Source organism: Sagittula sp. P11 (assembly GCF_002814095.1).
Lineage (GTDB): Bacteria > Pseudomonadota > Alphaproteobacteria > Rhodobacterales > Rhodobacteraceae > Sagittula.
Genome location: NZ_CP021913.1, coordinates 100,801 through 120,334, shown reverse-complemented (window position 1 = coordinate 120,334; position 19,534 = coordinate 100,801). Strand labels below are relative to the sequence as shown.

Genomic DNA, 19,534 nt, shown 5'->3' with positions numbered 1-19,534 from the left:
AAAAACCTTATGTCGGTTGGGGGACCTTGCGGGCCGGGCCGGTGGAGGTGCCGATGATCAGCTCTGCCTCCATGAGGTGTGTCAGGGGTTTGCCGCCGGGATTGCGGATATGGTCCAGCAGCATTTCCGCCGCACGTTCCCCGGCCTCGCGGACGGAGGAGCGTGTGGCGGTAAAAATCGGCACGGAATGCCCGTTCTTGAGGTATCCGAGGTCGTCGTCATGGGTGATGACCGAGATGTCGCGCCCCATCTGCAGCCCGGCATCGTGGATCGCGCGGCGCACGCCGATGGCCGTGATCATCGACGAGACGAGGAAGGCCGTCGGCGGGCGGTCGGCGGCCAGCATTTCGGCGGCGGTGCGGAAGCCGTAGACCTCCGTCATTTCCTCGGCCCGCATCAGGGCCGGGTCGGGTGTCATTCCGCGCCCTGCCAGTGCCGCCTCGTACCCGATTCGTCGGCGATAGGCGAAGTCCATGAACTCCAGCCCGTTGATCAGGGCGATGCGTTCGTGCCCGAGGTCCAGTAGGAACTCCGTCGCACGCTGGAAGGCCCCGGCGTTGTTTATGTCGAGCCAGGAGTACGGCTCCGTCACCTGGGATGCGCGGCCATGCACCAGGAAGGGCATTCCGAGCTCCGTCAGCAGGGCGATTCGCGGGTCGGACATCTTCGGGCCGTGCACGATGATGCCGTCGACGATCCCGCGCGCGTCGATGGAACGGTAGGCCTTTTCCTCTTCCATGTCGGAGACGAGGGAGATGACGATCTCGTACCCGGCGCGGGAATAGGCGTTGCCGGCGCCCGCGATGAAATCGCCGAAGATGGGATTCACCATCTCATGGCTGGCAGAGATCGGAAGGATGTGACCGATGGCATGGGCGCGGCCTGTCGCCAGACCCTTGGCGCGCGTGTTGGGGCTGTAATTCATGTCGCGCGCGGCCTGTTTGACGCGCGCTCTCGTCTTCTCGCTCACCTCCGGATAGCCGTTCAGCGCACGGCTGACGGTCGTCTGCGACAGGTGGAGATGCTCTGCGAGTTCCTTGAGGTTCATTGTGCCATGTGATCCAAAGCGCTTTGGCTTTGTCAAGGGAATGTTCGTGAACTGGGCATGACGCAATGCGGCGCTTTATGCTGCGTCGCAGCGGCGCTTTTCATTAATTTGTTGGACGCACGGTTGACACACGCTATTGATTAGGAAAGGCTGATCTCGCTCAAAGCGCTTTGGATCTCTCTGCCGGAGCGGGCGTGGTTGGGCTCAGTTTCACCCGCCGGCAGGCGGGATACCGGGAGGACGTATTCATGAAAACTTCGCTTTATGCCGGTGTTGCCCTTTGCACGCTGGGTGCCGGAGCAGCGCAGGCAGAGGACCTGACGGTCTTCGGTCCGTGGCTCGGGCCGGACCAGGAAATGGTCGAAACCGTGCTGGATGCCTTCGCCGAACAGTCGGGCCACAACGTGTCCTACGTCGGCTCCGACAGCTTCGAGCAGCAGATCCTTGTCGACGCCGAAGCCGGCTCTGCGCCGAACGTGTCGGTGTTCCCGCAGCCGGGCCTCGCGTCCGACATGGCGTCGCGCGGTTTCCTCACCCCGCTGGGCAAAGACGTGGCCGACTGGGTGGCCGAGAACTACGCGGCCGGGCAGTCCTGGGTCGACCTCGGCACCTATGCCGGGCCGGACGGCGAGGATCATCTCTACGGTTTCTTCTACAAGGTCGATGTGAAGTCGCTGGTCTGGTACGTGCCGGAAAACTTCGAGGATGCGGGCTACGAGGTTCCCGAGACGCTGGAAGACCTCAAGGCGCTGACCGAGCAGATGGTCGAGGACGGCGAGACGCCGTGGTGCGTCGGGCTCGGGTCCGGCGGTGCGACCGGCTGGCCGGCGACCGACTGGGTCGAGGACATGATGCTGCGCACGCAGTCGCCCGAGGACTACGACGCCTGGGTCAGCAACGACCTGAAGTTCAACGACCCGAAGGTGGTCGGCGCGATCGAGGAATTCGGCTGGTTCATCGAGGACGGCCGCGTGGCCGGGGGCCGGGGTGCCGTCGCCTCCACTGACTTCCGCGACAGCCCGAAGGGTCTCTTTGCCTCGCCGCCGCAGTGCTACATGCACCACCAGGCGTCGTTCATCCCGGCCTTCTTCCCGGAAGGCACCGAAGTGGGGCTGGACGCGGATTTCTTCTACTTCCCGGCCTACGCCGAGAAGGACCTCGGCACGCCGGTTCTGGGTGCGGGCACCCTCTGGGCCATCACCAACGAGAACCAGGCCGCGCATGACCTGATCACCTGGCTCCAGACGCCCGAGGCGCACGAAATCTGGATGGGCCTCAAAGGCTTCCTGACCCCGCACAAGGGTGTCGACCCGGAGGCGTTCTCCGATCCGACGCTGCGCAAGATGAACGAGATCCTGCTGGGCGCGACCACCTTCCGCTTCGACGGCTCCGACCTGATGCCGGGCGGCGTGGGCGCGGGCTCCTTCTGGACCGGCATGGTGGACTACGCCGGCGGCGAATCCGCCGAAGCGGTGGCGACCGAGATCCAGGAAAGCTGGGACGCGCTGAAGTAAGCGCCTGAACGAAGTCCGCCCCGGACACATGCCGGACGCCCGCGTGGCGCCGGGTCCGGGGCGGGGTTGCATACAGCGGGGGAGACGGGCCGATGCATCCGGCGCTACAGGGTCTTTTGACGATCGTGATCGGAGTGGGTGCGTGCCTCGCCTACTTCTGGGCCTCGAACCAGATCCTGGACAAGGTTCTGTTCCCGGCCAAGGGCCCCAAGGCGGGGCGCAACATCAACCGCGCCAACATGGTGCGGCCGTGGCTCTTCCTGTTTCCTGCGCTCTTTGCGCTGACTCTCTACCTTGCCTATCCGGTCCTCGAAACGTTGCGCCTGTCGCTGACCGACCGGCGGATGGGCGGCGCGTGGACCGGGTTCGACAACTATACGCAGATGTTCTCCGAGGCGAAGTTCTGGGAGGCGATGCGCAACAACATGCTCTGGCTGATCGTCGTGCCCGCGCTGTCGACCGCCTTCGGGCTGATCGTGGCGCAACTGACCGACCGACTGCGCTGGGGCAACGTGGCGAAGTCGCTGATCTTCATGCCCATGGCGATCTCATTCGTCGGCGCGTCGGTGATCTGGAAACTGGTCTACGACGCCCGCCCGCCGGGCACCGAGCAGATCGGTGTGCTGAATGCCCTCTACGTTTTCTTCACCGGCGGCGAGCCGCAGCAGTGGCTGACGATCCCGCTGTGGAACAACTTCTTCCTGATGGTGGTGCTGATCTGGATCCAGACCGGCTTTGCCATGGTGATCCTCTCCGCCGCCCTGCGCGGCATCCCCGAAGAGACGGTCGAGGCGGCCATCGTCGATGGCGCCGGTCCCTTCCAGATCTTCTTCAAGATCAAGGTGCCGCAGATCTATCCGACCATCATGGTGGTCTGGACGACGATCACGCTGGTGGTGCTGAAGATCTTCGACATCGTGTTCGCCATGACCAACGGGCAGTGGGGCACGCAGGTTCTGGCCAACTACATGTTCGACAAGCTGTTCCGGGCCAACGACTGGGGCGTGGGGTCCGCCTCGGCCATCATCATCATGGTCCTCGTGACGCCGATCCTCGTGTGGAACGTGGTGCAGGCGCGCCGGGAAATGCGCTGATGCGCAGGACGGCCGCGCAGGGATAAAGGGGCAGGGGGCTCGTTATGGATAATATCGCAGGACACAAGTCGTCGCTGACATGGGCGGTGAACATTTCCGTCGTGGTGATCGTGGCGCTCTGGCTGTTCCCGACCGTGGGGCTGTTCGTGTCGTCCTTCCGGACGGCGGACCAGATCGCCACCACCGGATGGTGGAAGGCGCCCATCGCCGCCGAGCAGAACCTCGTGCTGCGCACCAAGGCCCCGGACCAGCAGGTGCAGGAGGGCGACCTCTACGTCATCGCCGGCAACCTCTTCGACGAGGAAGGACGCGACCGGCTGGACATCTCGGCCTGGGGCACGTCCTCGCGTGATGTGGCGGCCTATGAGCCGGGCGACACGGCCGAGGACGACCAGATGCGCATCTCCGTGGCGGAGAACGGCGACTACCGCATCGAAAGTCCTGTCGCGATGGAGGGCCGCCGCGGCGAGCGTTTGTTCGTCACCGCGCTGGTGCCGCCGGAGTTCACGCTCGACAACTACCGGCAGGTGCTGACCTCCGGCAACGCCACCGACAGCATGGCCAAGGCCTTCTTCAACACGCTGACGGTGACGATCCCTGCGACGATCATCCCGATCGTGGTGGCGGCCTTTGCGGCCTATGCGCTGGCATGGATGGATTTCCCGGGCCGCGCGCTGTTGATCGCCTTCGTCGTCGGCCTGCTGGTCGTGCCGCTGCAACTGGCGCTGATCCCGCTGCTGAAGCTGCACCTGCAGATCGGCATCGGGAAGGGCTACCTCGGGACGTGGCTGGCGCACACGGCCTTCGGGTTGCCACTCGCGATCTACCTGCTCAGGAACTACATGGCCGGGCTGCCGCGCGACATCATCGAGAATGCGCGCGTGGACGGGGCGACGGACTTCCAGATCTTCACCAAGATCATCCTGCCGCTCAGCTATCCGGCGCTGGCCAGCTTCGCGATCTTCCAGTTCCTCTGGACGTGGAACGATCTGCTGGTGGCCAAGGTCTTCCTGATAGACGCCACGGGCCAGACCACGGTGATGACCAACCAGATCGTCGAACTGCTGGGGACGCGCGGCGGCAACTGGGAAATCCTCGCCACCGCGGCCTTCGTCAGCATCGCCGTGCCGCTGGTCGTGTTCTTCGCCATGCAGAGATACCTGGTGCGCGGCCTCCTGGCCGGCTCCGTGAAATGAGATGAAACCCGCCCCGGGACAAGGACCGGGGCCCCGGCCGCGGGCCGGTCACGAAAAGGCGCCGGACGCCATCCGGGCCTGAAAAGGGAAAGAAAATGACAGACTCGAGCATCGACAAGGACTGGTGGCGCGGCGGAGTGATCTACCAGATCTACCCGCGCAGCTACCAGGACTCCAACGGCGACGGGATCGGCGACCTCAACGGCATCACGGCGCGCCTCTGGCACGTCGCGAGCCTTGGTGTGGACGCGATCTGGATCTCGCCGTTCTTCACCTCTCCGATGAAGGACTTCGGTTACGACGTAAGCGACTACTGCGACGTCGACCCGATGTTCGGTTCGCTCTCGGACTTCGACACGATGGTCGAGACGGCGCATCTGCACGGCATCAAGGTGATGATCGACCTGGTGCTGTCGCACACCTCGGACCTGCACCCGTGGTTCGTGGAAAGCCGGTCGTCGCGCACCAATGCGAAATCCGACTGGTACGTGTGGTCCGATCCGCAACCCGATGGCACACCGCCGAACAACTGGCTGTCGATCTTCGGCGGCTCGGCCTGGCAGTGGGACACCACGCGGGAACAGTACTACCTGCACAACTTTCTGACCTCGCAGCCGGACCTCAACTTCCATTGCTCCGAGGTGCAGGACGCCTTGCTGGAGGTGGTGCGGTTCTGGCTGGACCGGGGGGTGGATGGCTTCCGCCTCGACACGATCAACTTCTACGTGCACGACCAAGAGCTGCGTTCCAACCCGCCGCTCCCGCCCGAACGCCGCGACGACTCCATCGCTCCGAAGGTGAACCCCTACAATCACCAGGAGCACATCTATTCGAAGAACCGGCCCGAGAACATCGCCTTCCTCGAACGGTTCCGCGCTTTGCTGGACGAATACGAAGGCAAAACCGCCGTGGGCGAGGTCGGCGACGCGCAGCGTGGGCTGGAGATCATGGGAGAGTACACGCGCGGCACCAAGCGCGTGCACATGTGCTATTCTTTCGAGTTCCTGTCGAACACCTATCCTTCTGCCGAGCGGGTGGTGAAGGTGATGAACGACGTGGACGAGCGGGCGAATGGCGGCTGGCCCTGCTGGGCCTATTCCAACCACGACGTGGTGCGCCACGCCTCGCGCTGGAACCTGCCCCCGGCGGCGCTGCGGGCTTTGACGACCCTGCAGATGTGCCTGCGCGGGTCGGTCTGCATCTACCAGGGCGAGGAACTGGGCCTGCACGAGGCCGACGTGGCCTACGAGGACCTTCAGGACCCCTACGGCATCGCCATGTGGCCGGAGTTCAAGGGCCGCGACGGGTGCCGCACGCCGATGGTCTGGGACGCTCAGGCGGTGAACGGCGGGTTCTCTGACGCCCACCCCTGGCTGCCGGTCAGCTTCGAGCACATCCGCGCCGCCGTGTCGGCGCAGGAGGAAGACCCGGGCGCGCTCTTGCACCACTACCGCAAGGCCATCGCCTTCCGTCACAGCCACATGGCGCTGAAGAAGGGCGAACACTACGGGATGGACCACACCGGCACCGTCGTGCACTTTTTCCGCAAGCACGGCGACGAGGAGATCTTTGTGGCGATCAACCTGTCGGGCGAGCCGTCGAACATCGAGATGCCGGAAGGCAGCTGGTTCCAGATCGGGCAGGAACTGGGCAGCGCCGCACCGGGACCGGACGGCAAGCTGCATCTGGGTCCGTGGCAACCTGCGCTTGCGTTGCGCAACACGCACTGAAGCGATAGAAGGGGGAGGGGCATGGCTGGACTGAAACTCAGGGACGTCGAAAAGACGTATGGCGGCACGGTCAACGTGCTGAACGACATCAACCTCGACGTCGAGGCCGGCGAACTGATCGTGTTCGTCGGGCCGTCGGGCTGCGGAAAGTCGACGCTGCTCAGGATGATCGCGGGGCTGGAGAAGATCACCGGCGGGACGCTGGAGATCGACGGGCAGGTGGTCAACGACGTGCCGCCCGCGCAGCGTGGCATCGCCATGGTCTTCCAGTCCTACGCGCTCTACCCGCACATGACGGTGCGCGACAACATGGCCTTCGCGCTGAAACTGGCAAAGAAGACCCCGGCCGAGATCGAGGAGGCGGTGAACCGCGCCGCGAAAATGCTTCAGCTGGAACCCTACCTGGACCGTCTGCCCAAGGCCCTGTCCGGCGGTCAGCGGCAGCGCGTGGCCATCGGACGCTCCATCGTGCGGGACCCGAAGGTGTTCCTGTTCGACGAACCGCTGTCGAACCTGGACGCCGCGTTGCGGGTCGCCACTCGGATCGAGATTGCCCAGCTCAAAGAGTCGATGCCGGACCGAACGATGATCTACGTGACCCACGATCAGGTGGAGGCGATGACGCTTGCCACGCGCATCGTGGTGCTGGCCAACAAGGGCATCGCGCAGGTCGGCACGCCTCTCGATCTGTATGAACGGCCCAACAGCGAGTTCGTGGCGCAGTTCATCGGTTCCCCGTCAATGAACCTGCTGCCCGGCGAGGTGATCGCCACGGGCGAGCAGACCACCGTGCGCCTCGAGGGCGGCGGAATCGCGCTGTCGAACGTGCCGACGAAGGACAGCGACATGGGGCTGAAGGTGAAGGTCGGCATCCGGCCCGAGGACTTCACCCGGACTACGGGCGAGGCGATCTTCTCGGGCGAGGTGGCCATCACCGAGGCGCTCGGCGAGGTCACGCTGCTGTACTTCGTGGCGGAGAAGGATTCGGACGCAGTCATCGCGAAGCTGCCGGGCATCCATGTCGGAATGCGCGGGCAGACCGTGCCGCTGACAGCAGTGCCGGAGAAGGTGCACCTGTTCGCGGACGGCGTGTCGCTGCTTTACCGCTGAATTCAAGGGGCGCGGCGCGTCAGTGCCGCGCACCAGTTCGGGGACACGCCCCGGTTACTCGACTTCGCCACCGGCGCGGCGCCAGTGCCCCAGCCCGCCGATGTTGTGCACCTCGGCATGGCCCATCCGTTCCAGCATCTGTTTCGCCATGGCCGACCGCGCGCCCGACGCGCAGTAGACGGCGATGGGCTTGCCGTCCTTCAGTTCGGGCACACATTCCGGCGACCGCGGATCGGCGCGCATCATCAGCGTGGCGCTGGGAATATTGATCGCGCCCTTCGCCTTGCCGCCGGACGCCAGTTCCGACGGATCGCGAATATCGACCAGAACGATGTCACCTGCGGCGGTGCGTGCCACCGCATCCGCTGCGGTCATGCCCGCCGGGGTCATGGTGCGTTGATTGAATGCGAACATTTTCGGCGTCTCCTGTGCTCTTGCGGCAATATATACATTCCTATTTTAGAATGTAAAGGCGCAGCATTGATGTTCGGTTAATGTTCTCATTTTCCGATTGGCCCGGGCGCATGTTTCAACTATGTCTAAAACGTTCATCGACCCGGGGAGTCCCCATGCCAGAGCTGAAGCAGATCGAGGTGCGTGGCGCGCGCGAGCACAATCTGAAATCGATCGACGTGGATATTCCGCGGGATCAGCTGGTTGTCATCACCGGCCTGAGTGGATCGGGCAAGTCATCGCTCGCCTTCGACACGATTTATGCCGAAGGACAGCGGCGCTATGTCGAGTCGCTCTCGGCCTACGCGCGGCAGTTCCTCGACATGATGGAGAAGCCCGACGTCGACCACATCAGCGGTTTGTCGCCGGCGATTTCCATCGAACAGAAGACGACCTCGAAGAACCCGCGCTCGACCGTCGGCACGGTAACGGAGATCTACGACTACCTCCGCCTGCTGTTCGCGCGCGTCGGCACACCCTATTCGCCCGCCACCGGCAAGCCCATCGAGGCGCAGCAGGTTCAGGACATGGTCGACCGGGTCATGGACATGGAGGAGGGGACGCGCGCCTATCTTCTGGCGCCCATCGTGCGCGACCGGAAGGGGGAGTACCGCAAGGAGTTCCTCGAACTGCGCAAGCAGGGCTTCCAGCGGGTCAAGGTGGACGGCACGTTCTACGAACTGGACGAGCCGCCGACCCTCGACAAGAAGTTCCGCCATGACATCGACGTGGTTGTGGATCGCGTCGTCGTGCGCGACGGGATGCAGACCCGGCTTGCCGACAGCTTCCGCACGGCGCTGGACCTCGCCAACGGCATCGCCATCCTGGAAACCGCACCGAAGGAAGGCGAGCCGGAGCGCATGACGTTCTCGGAGAATTTTGCCTGCCCGGTCAGCGGGTTCACCATCCCGGAAATCGAGCCGCGGCTGTTTTCGTTCAACGCCCCATTCGGCGCCTGTCCGGAGTGTGACGGCCTGGGTGTGGAGCTGTTCTTCGACGAGCGGCTGGTGGTTCCGGACCAGACGCTGAAGATCAAGGACGGCGCGTTGGCGCCCTGGCGGAAGGGCAAGAGCCCGTATTTCATCCAGACCATCGACGCCATCGCCAAGCACTACGAGTTCGACAAGAACGCCCGCTGGAAGGACCTTCCGGCGCATGTGCAGCAGGTTTTCCTGTACGGCTCCGGCGAAGAGGAGATCCCGTTCCGTTACGATGAGGGCGGCCGCATCTACAACGTTACCCGCACCTTCGAGGGTGTCATTCCCAACATGGAACGGCGCTACCGCGAGACGGATTCGAGCTGGGTCCGCGAGGAGTTCGAACGGTATCAGAACAACCGTCCCTGCGGCGCCTGCAGCGGCTACCGCCTGCGGGAAGAAGCGCTGGCGGTGAAGATCGGTCCGTCCAGCGACAAGGAGCACCTGCTGCACGTCGGGCAGGTCGTTCAGATGTCGATCCGCCAGGCCTTCGACTGGTGCGAGACGGTGCCCGCCAACCTGACGCAGCAGAAGAACGAGATCGCCCGCGCCATCCTGAAGGAGATCCGCGAACGTCTCGGCTTCCTGAACAACGTGGGTCTCGAATACCTGACCCTCAGCCGCAACGCCGGGACCCTGTCGGGCGGCGAAAGCCAGCGCATACGTCTGGCCAGCCAGATCGGCAGCGGCCTGACCGGCGTGCTCTACGTGCTGGACGAGCCGTCCATCGGCCTGCACCAGCGCGACAACTCCCGTCTGCTCGACACGCTGAAGAACCTGCGCGACCAGGGCAACACGGTGCTGGTGGTGGAACACGACGAGGAGGCGATCCGCGAGGCAGACTACGTCTTTGACATCGGCCCCGGTGCCGGTGTGCACGGCGGGCAGGTGGTGTCCAAGGGCACGCCCGAAGAGGTGCAGAACGACCCCGCCAGCCTGACGGGCCAGTACCTCTCCGGCGCGCGCGAGATCGCTGTCCCGACTGAGCGCCGCAAGGGCAACAAGAAGAAGCTGAAGGTGGTCAAGGCGACCGGCAACAACCTCAAGGAGGTGACGGCCGAGTTCCCGCTGGGCAAGTTCGTCTGCGTGACCGGCGTGTCCGGCGGCGGCAAGTCGACGCTGACCATCGAGACGCTGTTCAAATCGGCCTCCATGGCGCTGAACGGCGCGCGCCAGACGCCCGCGCCCTGCGAGACGATCAAGGGGCTGGAGCACCTCGACAAGGTGATCGACATCGACCAGCGGCCCATCGGGCGCACCCCTCGGTCCAACCCCGCGACCTACACCGGCGCCTTCACCCCGATCCGCGACTGGTTTGCCGGTCTCCCGGAGGCGAAGGCGCGCGGTTACAAGCCCGGACGGTTCTCCTTCAACGTGAAGGGCGGCCGCTGCGAGGCGTGCCAAGGCGACGGTGTGATCAAGATCGAGATGCACTTCCTGCCCGACGTCTACGTCACCTGCGAGACCTGCAAGGGCAAGCGCTACAACCGCGAGACGCTGGAAATCCTGTTCAAGGGCAAGAGCATAGCCGACGTTCTTGATATGACGGTCGAAGACGCGCAGGTCTTCTTCAAGGCCGTGCCGTCGATCCGCGACAAGATGGATGCGCTGATGCGCGTGGGCCTCGGCTACATCAAGGTCGGCCAGCAGGCGACGACCCTTTCGGGCGGCGAGGCGCAGCGCGTGAAGCTGTCGAAGGAACTGGCCAAGCGGTCCACGGGCCGCACGCTGTATATCCTCGACGAACCCACGACCGGCCTGCATTTCGAGGACGTGCGCAAGCTCCTCGAAGTGCTCCACGAACTGGTCGATCAGGGCAACACGGTCGTGGTGATCGAGCACAACCTCGACGTCATCAAGACTGCCGACTGGCTGATCGACATCGGTCCCGAAGGCGGCGACGGCGGCGGAGAGATCGTGGCCGTGGGCACCCCCGAGGAGGTCGCGGAGGTGGAGCGCAGCCACACCGGGCGCTACCTGAAGCCGATGCTCGAAGCCCGTAAGGTGGCTGCCGAATAGCAGGTCTGCGCGCCGTGCCGACCCGGGTTTTTGCCCTAGGTGATATGGTGAACCCATGCGCCGCGTAGGGCGCGGATCTGACGGAGGCAACGATGACGGTTCTCGGACTGGCGTTGGGGGCGGGCGGTGCCCGCGGATGGTGTCACATCGGGGTGCTGCGCGCGCTTGAGGACATGGGCGTGGAGCCGCAGGTGGTGGCGGGATGCTCCATGGGGGCGGTGGTCGGCGCGGCCTGGGCTGGCGGCAAGCTAGACGCGCTCGAAGACTGGGCGCGCGGTTTGACGCAAGGCAAGTTCCTGAAGTTCCTCGACTTCCGGCTGGACCGGGGCGGCGTGATCGAGGGCAAGGCCGTCACCCGCCTGATGGAGGAGCTGGAGCTTCCGGAGAACATCGAAGACCTGCCGCGCCCCTTCCTCGCCGTTGCCACGGACATGAGCACCGGGCGCGAGATCTGGCTGCGGAAGGGCAATCTGGCACAAGCGGTCAGGGCCTCTGCGTCGATCCCGGGTGTCTTTTCTCCGACCGAAGTGGATGGCCGCTGGTTGCTGGACGGCGGGCTGATCAATCCGGTTCCGGCCTCTGCCGTCCGTGCGCTTGGCGCGACCTGCACCATCGCGGTCCACCCCGACGCGCGCCACGGCAAGATGTGGGAACCGAAGCCGGTGACCGGTTTGTGGGACAAGCTGGGTGCGCAACTGCCGGAAACCATCGGCGGGTTGCTGCCCCAGACCCGGAAAGAGCCCGTGCCCGGCTACGCCGAGGTGGTGACCATCTCTATCGAGATCATGATGGAGTTCATGCGCAAGGCGCGCGAGGCTTCCGATCCGCCGGACGTGCTGCTGCAGGCCGATTTGCTGAACGCCATGGGATTGCTGGAACTCTACCGCGCAGATGTTGCCATAGACGAAGGCCGGCGCATCGCCGAGGAGGCGCGCGACCGGATCATGGAGGTGGCCGGTGTGACCCCGGAAGCCACGCCGGCGTTCACCAAGCCGGAGTCCGCGAAGGACGGCAGCGAGACCTCCAGCCTTCCGCCCAGCATCGCGCCGGAGGAAGAGCCGGGCGGCGGCAGCGGCAACGACACGCCGGAGCCGGTCTACGAGAGGGTCAGGACGTCGCTGTCCTGAGGCGGCAGGGCGCGCGCGGCGCCCCAATGCCGCTTTGATCCTTACTTGGTCTTGCAGGTGTTGATGCCCAGAAGGCTGTAGGGCGGGCAGGACCCCATGGCCGAGGTGGCCAGCATCAGGACGCCGACGATCCCGGCGATCCAAGCCCAAACCCCGGCAAGCGTGGCGAAGGCGAGGATGAGCAGGACGACGCCCAGAACGGCGCGGACGATACGGTCGGTTTGACCCATGTTTTTCGCGAACATCGAAGACTTCCCCCAAAAGATTGATCTGCAATAAGCCTTAGATTGCGGGGCTCCGCGGGGAAATGATGTGGATCAACTTCGAGAATCTGCAAATGAAATGAGAGAGGGGGCCGCCTTTGAAGGCGGCCCCGCGGGATATCAGTTCGAAAGTTCGGCAATCGCACCGATGATCGACAGGACGGCGCGGGTGTCCGGATCGACGCGCACAACCTGATTGCCTAGGTGGTAATACGTTCGGTTCGGATCGAGCCCGTACTGCGAGGGGTTCTCCAGCAGGATGTAACGGTCGGGGATCGGCTCACCGCGGCGGACTTCGTAATACACCTTGTCGTTGTCAGCCTTCCCGCCCTGCGGCATCTTCTTGGCAAGGCCCGGCGGGACGCAGGCCGGGTCCTTCTTGGCAAGACCCGGGGGGCAGGCCTTTTCGGCGCTTGCCGCAAGCGGGGCGGTCAGGGTGATGAGGCCAAGGGCCGTTGCGGTGAGGATTCGTTTCATTCCTGCTCTCCTGTACTGTGGGAACAGGGACGTAACGCAGCTTCCTCGACGTTTCGTTGCATGGCTTTTTCGGATCGGCAAAAATCAGCCGCGGTGCCGTTTCTCGAAGCGTGGCAGCATTGCAGAGAAGTCGCGTCCCTTGCCGTCCTCGTCCTCGACAAACGTGCGGTAAAGTTCCGTCGCGGCCTGTCCCATCGGCGTGTCGGCATCCGCGGCCTCAGCCGCCTGCTGGCTGAGGCGCAGGTCCTTCAGCATCAGGTCGGCGGCGAAACCGGGCTTGTAGCCGTTGTCGGCGGGTGAGGTCGGGCCGACGCCCGGTGCGGGGCAATAGGCGTTCATGGACCACGAGTAGCCGGAAGAGGTGGAGACCACGTCGAACATAGCCTCCCGCGAGAGGCCGAGCTTGTCGGCCAGCGAGAAGGCCTCGCAGGTGGCGATCATGGTGACGCCGAGGATCATGTTGTTGCAGATCTTGGCGGCCTGACCGTTGCCGGAGGCACCGCAATGCACCGCCTTCTGACCCATGATGTCGAACAGCGGTTTCGTAATGGTAAACGCCTCGTCCGGTCCGCCGACCATGAAGGTCAGCGTGCCGCCCGACGCGCCACCGATCCCGCCCGACACCGGCGCGTCCAGCGCCATCAACCCTGCCTCCGTCGCCTGTTCGGCCACCGCGCGGGCGGAGTCCACGTCGACGGTGGAACAATCGAGCAGCACCGCGCCCTTCTCCATGTGGGGGATGATCTCGGCCGCGACGCCGCGCAGGATGTCGCCGTTGGGTAGCATGGTTATGACCACCTGGGCGCCCTTGACCGCCTCGGGGGCGGAGGCGGCGCTGGTCACGCCCTCGGCGGTGGTGCCCGCCACGTCGAAGCCGGTGACGGCGTGGCCCGCCTTGGCCAGGTTCGCCGCCATGGGCGCCCCCATGTTGCCCAGTCCGATGAAGGCGATCTGCATGGCTTTCTCCTTGAAGTCGAGTGTGTCAGGCCCCAGCGGGCGCAGCATCTTCGAAACGTCCGAAGCGGTGACGCCGTCCGGGGCGTGGCGCCACTTCGGTGCCTTGTCCTTGTCGATGATCGCAGCGCGGATGCCTTCGAGGAAGTCCCCGTGTTCCATGATCCGATGGCTGACGCGGTATTCCAGTTCCAGCGCCTTGCGGATCGTGAGGGACGGGCCGCGCAGGCGGTGGATCATCTCGAGCGTCATCGCCATCGACATGGGAGAGGCGCGCTCCAGCGTCTTCAGCGTGTCGGCGGCGAAGTCGGACGGATCGTTCCTGAGCGCGTTCAGCACGTCGCGCAGGGTCTCTCCGCCGAACAGGTCGTCGATCTGCGCCTGTCGTGCGGCCAGTGGGCTGTCGGGCACCGGCTGGGCTGCTGCCTCAACCTGCGCCACGAGGCCGGTGTGCACGAGGTTCTCCTTGAGGACGGGCCATGCGTCCTCGGGGATGTAGGTGTCGGCGAAACCGGCGTGGATCGCGTCGGCGCCATTCATGCGGTAGGCGGTCAGCCCGAGGTATTCGCCCAGACGGCCGGGGGCTTGCGCCAGCCGAAAGGTGCCGCCGACGTCCGGCACGAATCCGATCGCCGTCTCCGGCATGGAAATCCGGGTGCTGTCGCCCACGATCCGGTGCGAGACATGCCCGCCAAGACCCACGCCACCGCCCATGGCAAAACCGTTCATGAAGGAGACGATGGGTTTCGGATATTCCGCCAGCTTGGCGTTCAGCCGGTATTCGTCGCGCCAGAAGGTCCGGCCGTAGTCGTAATCGCCGTCGGTCCCCGTGCGATACATCTCGGCGATGTCGCCACCCGCGCAGAAGGCCTTTTCTCCCTCCGCGTCCAGCAGCACGAAGTGCACGCTCTCGTCGTCGCGCCAGCGGTCCAGCGCGCGTTCGATGTCGAGGCACATGGCGTAGGAGAGGGCGTTCAGCGCCTTGGGCCGGGTCAGCGTGATGCGGCCGGCATGGCCTTCGGTGCGGATGTGGGTGTCAGACATGACGTATGGCGGTCCTTGCATGGAGGGCGGGACAGGGCGCAAGGCCCTGTCCGCCCGTTATGTGCGATGCCCCCCGAAGAGGGGCGCGCCCTCGTCAGCCGGCCAGCATATGGCGGGCGGTGATCAGGCGCATGATCTCGTTCGTGCCTTCAAGGATCTGATGCACGCGAAGGTCGCGGACCAGCTTCTCGATCCCGTAATCAGCGAGATAGCCGTAGCCGCCATGCAGTTGCAGGCACTGGTCCACGGTGCGGGACCCGGCCTCCGTCACGAATTTCTTGGCCATGGCACAGAACTTCGTGGCGTCCGGCGCGCCGGTGTCCAGTTTCCACGCCGCCTGCCGCAGGAAGGTTCGCGCGGCCTGAAGCTCGATCTCCATGTCGGCGAGGCGGAACTGGAGGGCCTGGAACTGGTCGATGCTCTGACCGAAGGCCTTGCGCTCGGACATGTATTGCAGCGTCAGGTCCAGCGCGGTCTGCGCCGCACCGAGCGAGCAGGCGGAGATGTTCAGCCGCCCGCCGTCGAGGCCCGCCATGGCATAGCGGAAACCCTTGCCTTCCTCGCCGATGAGGTTGTCGTGCGGGATGGCGCAGTCGTCGAATTGCACCTGCGCGGTGGGTTGCGAGCGCCAGCCCATCTTGTCCTCTGCCGCGCCGAAGCTGAGGCCGGGGGTGCCGTCCTCGACATAGACGGTGGAGATGCCCTTCGGTCCGTCCTCGCCGGTGCGGACCATGGTGACATAGGCATCGGAGTAGCCGCCGCCGGAAATGAACGCCTTGGTCCCGTTCAGCACGTAGCCTTCGTTGGTCTTTTGCGCGCGGGTCTTCAGTGCCGCCGCGTCGGAACCGGAGCCGGGCTCGGTCAGGCAGTAGGACAGCACCGTTTCCATCGACAGCGCCTTGGGCAGCACGCGCGCCTTGAAGTCGTCGGAGGCGTAGCTGTCGATCATCCGGGCGCACATGTTGTGGATCGACAGGAACGCCGCGACAGAGGGGCAGGCCATCGACAGCGCCTCGAACACGAGCGTGGCGTCGAGCCGCGACAGGCCGGAGCCGCCCGACTCCTCGCTCACGTAAAGGCCGCCGAAGCCCAGCTCGGCCAGTTGCGGCCAGAGCGATTTCGGGATCGTGCCGTCCTTTTCCCATGTGCGGGCGTGAGGCGCGATGTGTTCCTGCCCGAAGGCATACGCCATGTCGAAGATCGCGGTTTGCTCTTCCGTCAGCGCGAAATCCATTGTCGGCCTCCTCCCGGCTGAAATGAACGCTTGTTCAGATTGAGCCCGAGGCGGCACAGGATTGCAAGTGGCGGAGACGCAAATCCGTTTTGCGCATTTGCCGTCACGGCGGCGCGTCGGGCGCTAATATCCTGCATTAATGCCCGTGTCAGGCGGAGCCGGAGAAGACCTCGACCGTCACGGCGCTGGCGTAGATCGCCATCATCAGCACGCTTTCGATGCCGATGCGGGCCGGTCCTTCGCGCTGGCGCAGGATGAGCCCGGCCAGCAGGACGGCGGTCATCAGCATCCCGGTTGCCAGCCAATAAAGATCGTTCATCCCCACGGCATGATAGATGGACCCGTCGCGATAGGCCACGTCGGCCGCGACAAGGAACAACGTGTCGAAGGTGTTGCCGCCGATGATCCCGCCCACCGCGAGTTGCAGCGAGCCCTTGCGGACGGCGACAAGCGTGGTGACGAACTCCGGCAGGGAGGTGACGACCGCGGTCAGCAGCGCCCCGACCAGCGAGGAGGCCAGCCCGAACCGCGTGATGAAGGTGGCGCCCACCTGCGAGATGACCCAGCCGGCAACGCCCATGACGGCGACAAGCGCGGCAAAGGTCAGCGCGGGCTTCAGGACCGACTTGTCGGGATCGCTGTCCGGTTCGGGTTCGTCGTGGCGGGTGTCGCGGGTCTCCACCGGCCTCCACATCGGTTCCTCGCTGACCTTGGCCGAAAGGTGCACACCGGCGAGGTAGGTCAGGAACAGGATGGCAGAAACCGGGTGCACGGCAAAGAACGACACGTCCGGCCCGGCCATGGCGGCGACCGGCAGGGACAGCAGGATCAGAAGCAGCACCGCCTGGAACAGGTTCGCCGGTTCGGCTGCGGCATGTTCGAGGTTGGCCCGCTTGTGCAGGAGGTCGGCGATGGCGAGGAAGAGCGTCTGCGCCGCGATGCCGCCCACGGCGTTGGAGACGGCGAAACTGGCATCCCCGGAAGACGCGGCAGAGATCGAGACGACCACCCCGGCCAGCGAGGTGGCGCCGCCGAGGATCAGACCCCCGGCCAGGGCTTCGCCCATGCGGGTGCGGTCTGCGATGATATCGGCAAGGTGGGTGGCCCGGATCGAAGCCCCGATGACTGCCGCGGCAGCGATGGCGAAGATCAGTAGGAGCAGCGGCAGGGAAACGTCTTCGAGCATCGGGTCTTTCTATAGGCTTTGGCCGGCGGGGCCATAAAGTTCGGGCCGCCTTTGGGGGGCGGCCCGGGTGTCTTTGGTCAGGGGAATGTCAGGCGTGTCGCCCGCGCACGGCGCGTGCGATCCAGATCAGCAGGCAGGCGCCGATGAAACCGATGATCAGCTGGCCGATCCAGCCACCGAGCGTGCCGCCGACAACGGCGACGAGAATGGCATTCAGCACGATCGCGCCGACGATGCCGAGAACGATGTTCATGATGATACCCATGTTGGATTTCATGAACTTCTCTGCCAGCCAGCCAGCGATACCGCCGACGATGATGGCTGCGAACCAACCGAGTCCGGTCATGGGGGTCCTCCTTGATGGACGGTGCGGGATATGGCTCGGGGATATCCCGGCCTCTGACACACAAACACACGGACCCGGCCTGTTGTTCCCGTGTCCGTTCGGTTTTCCTGCCGGGTGGGGCTGGCGATGTGTGTCGGAGAGTGCGTCAGGCGGGCGGCGCGGGGCGGCCTGTGTCGGGCGAAGCAGGGCTTTCCGGTGCCGCGTGTCGTCCGCAAGATGCGCCCCTTGCCTTGGGCGGGTCAGCCCTGCGCGACGGTGCGGGTGATCACGTCCTCGACGCGGGCGAGGCCCTTGGCATTGTCGAACTTCGCCTCGGCCGTGGCGCGGGCGGCGCGGGCCATGTCGCTGCGGTCGGGCATGTCGAGGATCTGGGCGATGCGCCGGGCGAAATCCGCCTCGTCCCACTCGTCGGTCAGGAGGCCGTTCACACCGTGTTCCACCGCCTCCGGGATGCCCGCGTGGCGGGTGGAGAGGGTGATGCAGCCGGAGGCGAGCGCCTCCTGGATGGCGGTGGGCAGACCTTCGGTGTTTCCGTCCTTCGCTGTGACGGAGTGCTGGAGGAAGACCTCCGTCGTGTGCAGCCGTTCGCGCACGGCATCGTGCGGCAGCGCGCCGGTGAAGGTGGTTTGTTCCGCGATCCCAAGGGTTTGCGCGAGGGTCCTGCAGTCGTCCAGCAAGGGGCCGTCGCCGATGAAGGTCAGATGCGCGTCGCGTCCGCGCGCGCCTTCGGCAAAGGCGCGGAGCGTGACCTGCGGGGCCTTCTTCTCGACCATGCGGCCCACCGCAAGGAAGCTGCCGGGGGTCTTCGGGCCGGGGGTGAAGCGGCGGATGTCGACGCCGGAGGGAACGACGTGGGCATTGGGGTGCGAGACGCCGTGTTTCGCCAGGTTGTCGAGCAGGAACCGGCTGACGGAGAACATGCCCGCGAGCCGCGGCATCATCAGCCGGTAGGAGCGCACGCGCTGCGAAGAGGTCAGCATCTTGGAGGCGTCGGTGCCGCGCCAGTAGGTGAAGACCGGGATGCCGAGGTCGTTGCCGAGGCTGGCGACGACCAGCGCCTGCGTGCCGAATTCTGCAAGGATCACATCGACTTGCTCATCCTTCAGGAACTGCGCCAGGGACTTGCGCCCGGCGCCGAAGGGCAGGCGGGAAGTGCCGTGCAGCAGCGCGCCGGAGGCGGCATGGAACGGCGCCGTCAGTGTGTCGGCCAGCGAGAGTTTCGCGCGGCGCACGAAGAGCGGCTTGCCGTAGGGGTCCTGCCCGTTGTGCCGTCCGCAGATCACGCAGGTGTTGCCGCCGAACATGTGTTCGATGTGGCGGTTGATGAAGGTCTCGCCGGGGACGAAGTAGTCGGAGGTGGCGATGGCGACTTTCATGATCAATCCCCGATGGTTGCGTGTCGGGCGTAGCCTCTGGCGGGCGCGCGGGCAAGGGCAGCGCACGCCGTTCAGCGAGGTTTCGGCGCCGGAAAGGGTTTCCGGAGCGCGCGGTGGGGTTATCGCACCGTACGCTTCAAGGTGTTGTGGCGCTGCCTCCACGGGACCACCACGCGTTAACGCGGATTCATCTTTCACGGGCGGGCGTTAAGGGGCGAACCGGCCGATTGGCCCCCGATTCCCGGCCGGTTGGTAACCTTTCGGGTCTGGCGGCAGACGCGGGGGTGTTGCGCGAGGCCCGCGGCGTTCATCTTTTGCATGACGTTGCGTGACTGGTTTCTGTGGACGGTCGGCTTGCCCGGCGGTGCGCCCGTGTCGGCGGCGGG

At 65.2% G+C, this 19,534-nt stretch carries 16 protein-coding genes and 1 pseudogene; 7 read left to right on the top strand and 10 right to left on the bottom strand.

What is annotated here, in order from left to right; translation table 11 throughout:
- Positions 1–7: 7 nt before the first annotated feature.
- Positions 8–1,048 (bottom strand): substrate-binding domain-containing protein, encoded by a 1,041-nt coding sequence (locus tag CDO87_RS00600; RefSeq protein WP_100926952.1) that lies wholly within the window; start codon positions 1,046–1,048, stop codon positions 8–10.
- Positions 1,049–1,296: 248 nt separating this feature from the next.
- Here CDO87_RS00600 and CDO87_RS00595 point away from each other — a divergent pair, with 248 nt between their 5' ends.
- From CDO87_RS00595 to CDO87_RS00575, 5 genes are all read left to right on the top strand, one after another.
- Positions 1,297–2,562 (top strand): ABC transporter substrate-binding protein, encoded by a 1,266-nt coding sequence (locus tag CDO87_RS00595; protein WP_100926951.1) that lies wholly within the window; start codon positions 1,297–1,299, stop codon positions 2,560–2,562.
- Between the two features lie 92 nt (positions 2,563–2,654).
- Positions 2,655–3,656, top strand: coding sequence for a carbohydrate ABC transporter permease (locus tag CDO87_RS00590; RefSeq protein WP_100926950.1), 1,002 nt, complete (start codon positions 2,655–2,657; stop codon positions 3,654–3,656).
- Positions 3,657–3,700: 44 nt separating this feature from the next.
- A complete protein-coding gene (locus CDO87_RS00585) occupies positions 3,701–4,852 on the top strand; it encodes a carbohydrate ABC transporter permease (protein ID WP_100926949.1) in 1,152 nt (383 codons plus the stop codon).
- 95 nt (positions 4,853–4,947) lie between these two features.
- The gene (locus tag CDO87_RS00580) at positions 4,948–6,582 is read left to right on the top strand and encodes an alpha-amylase family glycosyl hydrolase (RefSeq protein ID WP_100926948.1); all 1,635 of its coding nucleotides are present in this window, start codon (positions 4,948–4,950) and stop codon (positions 6,580–6,582) included.
- 21 nt (positions 6,583–6,603) lie between these two features.
- Positions 6,604–7,692 carry an ABC transporter ATP-binding protein gene (locus tag CDO87_RS00575; RefSeq protein WP_100926947.1) on the top strand — a complete coding sequence of 363 codons (1,089 nt, stop codon included), beginning with the start codon at positions 6,604–6,606 and terminating at the stop codon, positions 7,690–7,692.
- A gap of 54 nt (positions 7,693–7,746) precedes the next feature.
- Here the strand turns inward: CDO87_RS00575 and CDO87_RS00570 are convergent, their stop codons facing one another.
- On the bottom strand, positions 7,747–8,106 hold the full coding sequence (locus CDO87_RS00570) for a rhodanese-like domain-containing protein (RefSeq protein WP_254698258.1): 360 nt from the start codon (positions 8,104–8,106) through the stop codon (positions 7,747–7,749).
- A 155-nt stretch (positions 8,107–8,261) separates the two neighbouring features.
- Between CDO87_RS00570 and uvrA the strand changes: the two genes are divergently transcribed.
- Together uvrA and CDO87_RS00560 are read left to right on the top strand one after the other, a co-directional pair.
- Complete coding sequence (gene uvrA, locus CDO87_RS00565) at positions 8,262–11,141, top strand: excinuclease ABC subunit UvrA (RefSeq protein ID WP_100926946.1); 2,880 nt, start codon at positions 8,262–8,264, stop codon at positions 11,139–11,141.
- A gap of 92 nt (positions 11,142–11,233) precedes the next feature.
- The gene (locus CDO87_RS00560) at positions 11,234–12,268 is read left to right on the top strand and encodes a patatin-like phospholipase family protein (protein WP_100926945.1); all 1,035 of its coding nucleotides are present in this window, start codon (positions 11,234–11,236) and stop codon (positions 12,266–12,268) included.
- 41 nt (positions 12,269–12,309) lie between these two features.
- Here CDO87_RS00560 and CDO87_RS00555 read toward each other — a convergent pair whose 3' ends face one another.
- The 8 genes and pseudogenes from CDO87_RS00555 to CDO87_RS00525 all read right to left on the bottom strand — a co-directional run bounded on the left by CDO87_RS00555 (position 12,310) and on the right by CDO87_RS00525 (position 19,148).
- Positions 12,310–12,513 carry a DUF2892 domain-containing protein gene (locus tag CDO87_RS00555; protein WP_100926944.1) on the bottom strand — a complete coding sequence of 68 codons (204 nt, stop codon included), beginning with the start codon at positions 12,511–12,513 and terminating at the stop codon, positions 12,310–12,312.
- Positions 12,514–12,651: 138 nt separating this feature from the next.
- On the bottom strand, positions 12,652–13,008 hold the full coding sequence (locus CDO87_RS00550) for an excinuclease ABC subunit A (protein WP_100926943.1): 357 nt from the start codon (positions 13,006–13,008) through the stop codon (positions 12,652–12,654).
- An 84-nt stretch (positions 13,009–13,092) separates the two neighbouring features.
- Complete coding sequence (gene mmsB, locus CDO87_RS27470; protein ID WP_308213931.1) at positions 13,093–13,965, bottom strand: 3-hydroxyisobutyrate dehydrogenase; 873 nt, start codon at positions 13,963–13,965, stop codon at positions 13,093–13,095.
- Between the two features lie 78 nt (positions 13,966–14,043).
- Positions 14,044–15,006, bottom strand: a pseudogene (locus tag CDO87_RS27465) (enoyl-CoA hydratase/isomerase family protein); the annotation flags it as partial.
- Positions 15,007–15,100: 94 nt separating this feature from the next.
- Complete coding sequence (locus CDO87_RS00540; protein ID WP_100926941.1) at positions 15,101–16,240, bottom strand: acyl-CoA dehydrogenase family protein; 1,140 nt, start codon at positions 16,238–16,240, stop codon at positions 15,101–15,103.
- A gap of 148 nt (positions 16,241–16,388) precedes the next feature.
- Positions 16,389–17,426 carry a sodium:calcium antiporter gene (locus CDO87_RS00535; protein WP_100926940.1) on the bottom strand — a complete coding sequence of 346 codons (1,038 nt, stop codon included), beginning with the start codon at positions 17,424–17,426 and terminating at the stop codon, positions 16,389–16,391.
- Positions 17,427–17,514: 88 nt separating this feature from the next.
- Positions 17,515–17,772: a GlsB/YeaQ/YmgE family stress response membrane protein gene (locus CDO87_RS00530; protein WP_100926939.1), complete on the bottom strand. Its 258-nt coding sequence runs from the start codon at positions 17,770–17,772 to the stop codon at positions 17,515–17,517.
- Positions 17,773–18,011: 239 nt separating this feature from the next.
- On the bottom strand, positions 18,012–19,148 hold the full coding sequence (locus CDO87_RS00525; protein WP_100930784.1) for a glycosyltransferase: 1,137 nt from the start codon (positions 19,146–19,148) through the stop codon (positions 18,012–18,014).
- Positions 19,149–19,534: the final 386 nt, after the last annotated feature.

Excerpts from the sequence above, each read along its gene's own strand:
- CDO87_RS00585 (WP_100926949.1), top strand. The coding sequence starts at position 3,701 with ATGGATAATATCGCAGGACACAAGTCGTCGCTGACATGGGCGGTGAAC.
- CDO87_RS00525 (WP_100930784.1), bottom strand. The coding sequence starts at position 19,148 with ATGAAAGTCGCCATCGCCACCTCCGACTACTTCGTCCCCGGCGAGACC.
- CDO87_RS00560 (WP_100926945.1), top strand. The coding sequence starts at position 11,234 with ATGACGGTTCTCGGACTGGCGTTGGGGGCGGGCGGTGCCCGCGGATGG.
- CDO87_RS00555 (WP_100926944.1), bottom strand. The coding sequence starts at position 12,513 with ATGTTCGCGAAAAACATGGGTCAAACCGACCGTATCGTCCGCGCCGTT.
- CDO87_RS00575 (WP_100926947.1), top strand. The coding sequence starts at position 6,604 with ATGGCTGGACTGAAACTCAGGGACGTCGAAAAGACGTATGGCGGCACG.
- CDO87_RS00590 (WP_100926950.1), top strand. The coding sequence starts at position 2,655 with ATGCATCCGGCGCTACAGGGTCTTTTGACGATCGTGATCGGAGTGGGT.
- mmsB (WP_308213931.1), bottom strand. The coding sequence starts at position 13,965 with ATGCAGATCGCCTTCATCGGACTGGGCAACATGGGGGCGCCCATGGCG.
- CDO87_RS00530 (WP_100926939.1), bottom strand. The coding sequence starts at position 17,772 with ATGACCGGACTCGGTTGGTTCGCAGCCATCATCGTCGGCGGTATCGCT.
- CDO87_RS00580 (WP_100926948.1), top strand. The coding sequence starts at position 4,948 with ATGACAGACTCGAGCATCGACAAGGACTGGTGGCGCGGCGGAGTGATC.
- CDO87_RS00535 (WP_100926940.1), bottom strand. The coding sequence starts at position 17,426 with ATGCTCGAAGACGTTTCCCTGCCGCTGCTCCTACTGATCTTCGCCATC.
- CDO87_RS00600 (WP_100926952.1), bottom strand. The coding sequence starts at position 1,048 with ATGAACCTCAAGGAACTCGCAGAGCATCTCCACCTGTCGCAGACGACC.
- CDO87_RS00570 (WP_254698258.1), bottom strand. The coding sequence starts at position 8,106 with ATGTTCGCATTCAATCAACGCACCATGACCCCGGCGGGCATGACCGCA.
- CDO87_RS00540 (WP_100926941.1), bottom strand. The coding sequence starts at position 16,240 with ATGGATTTCGCGCTGACGGAAGAGCAAACCGCGATCTTCGACATGGCG.
- uvrA (WP_100926946.1), top strand. The coding sequence starts at position 8,262 with ATGCCAGAGCTGAAGCAGATCGAGGTGCGTGGCGCGCGCGAGCACAAT.
- CDO87_RS00550 (WP_100926943.1), bottom strand. The coding sequence starts at position 13,008 with ATGAAACGAATCCTCACCGCAACGGCCCTTGGCCTCATCACCCTGACC.
- CDO87_RS00595 (WP_100926951.1), top strand. The coding sequence starts at position 1,297 with ATGAAAACTTCGCTTTATGCCGGTGTTGCCCTTTGCACGCTGGGTGCC.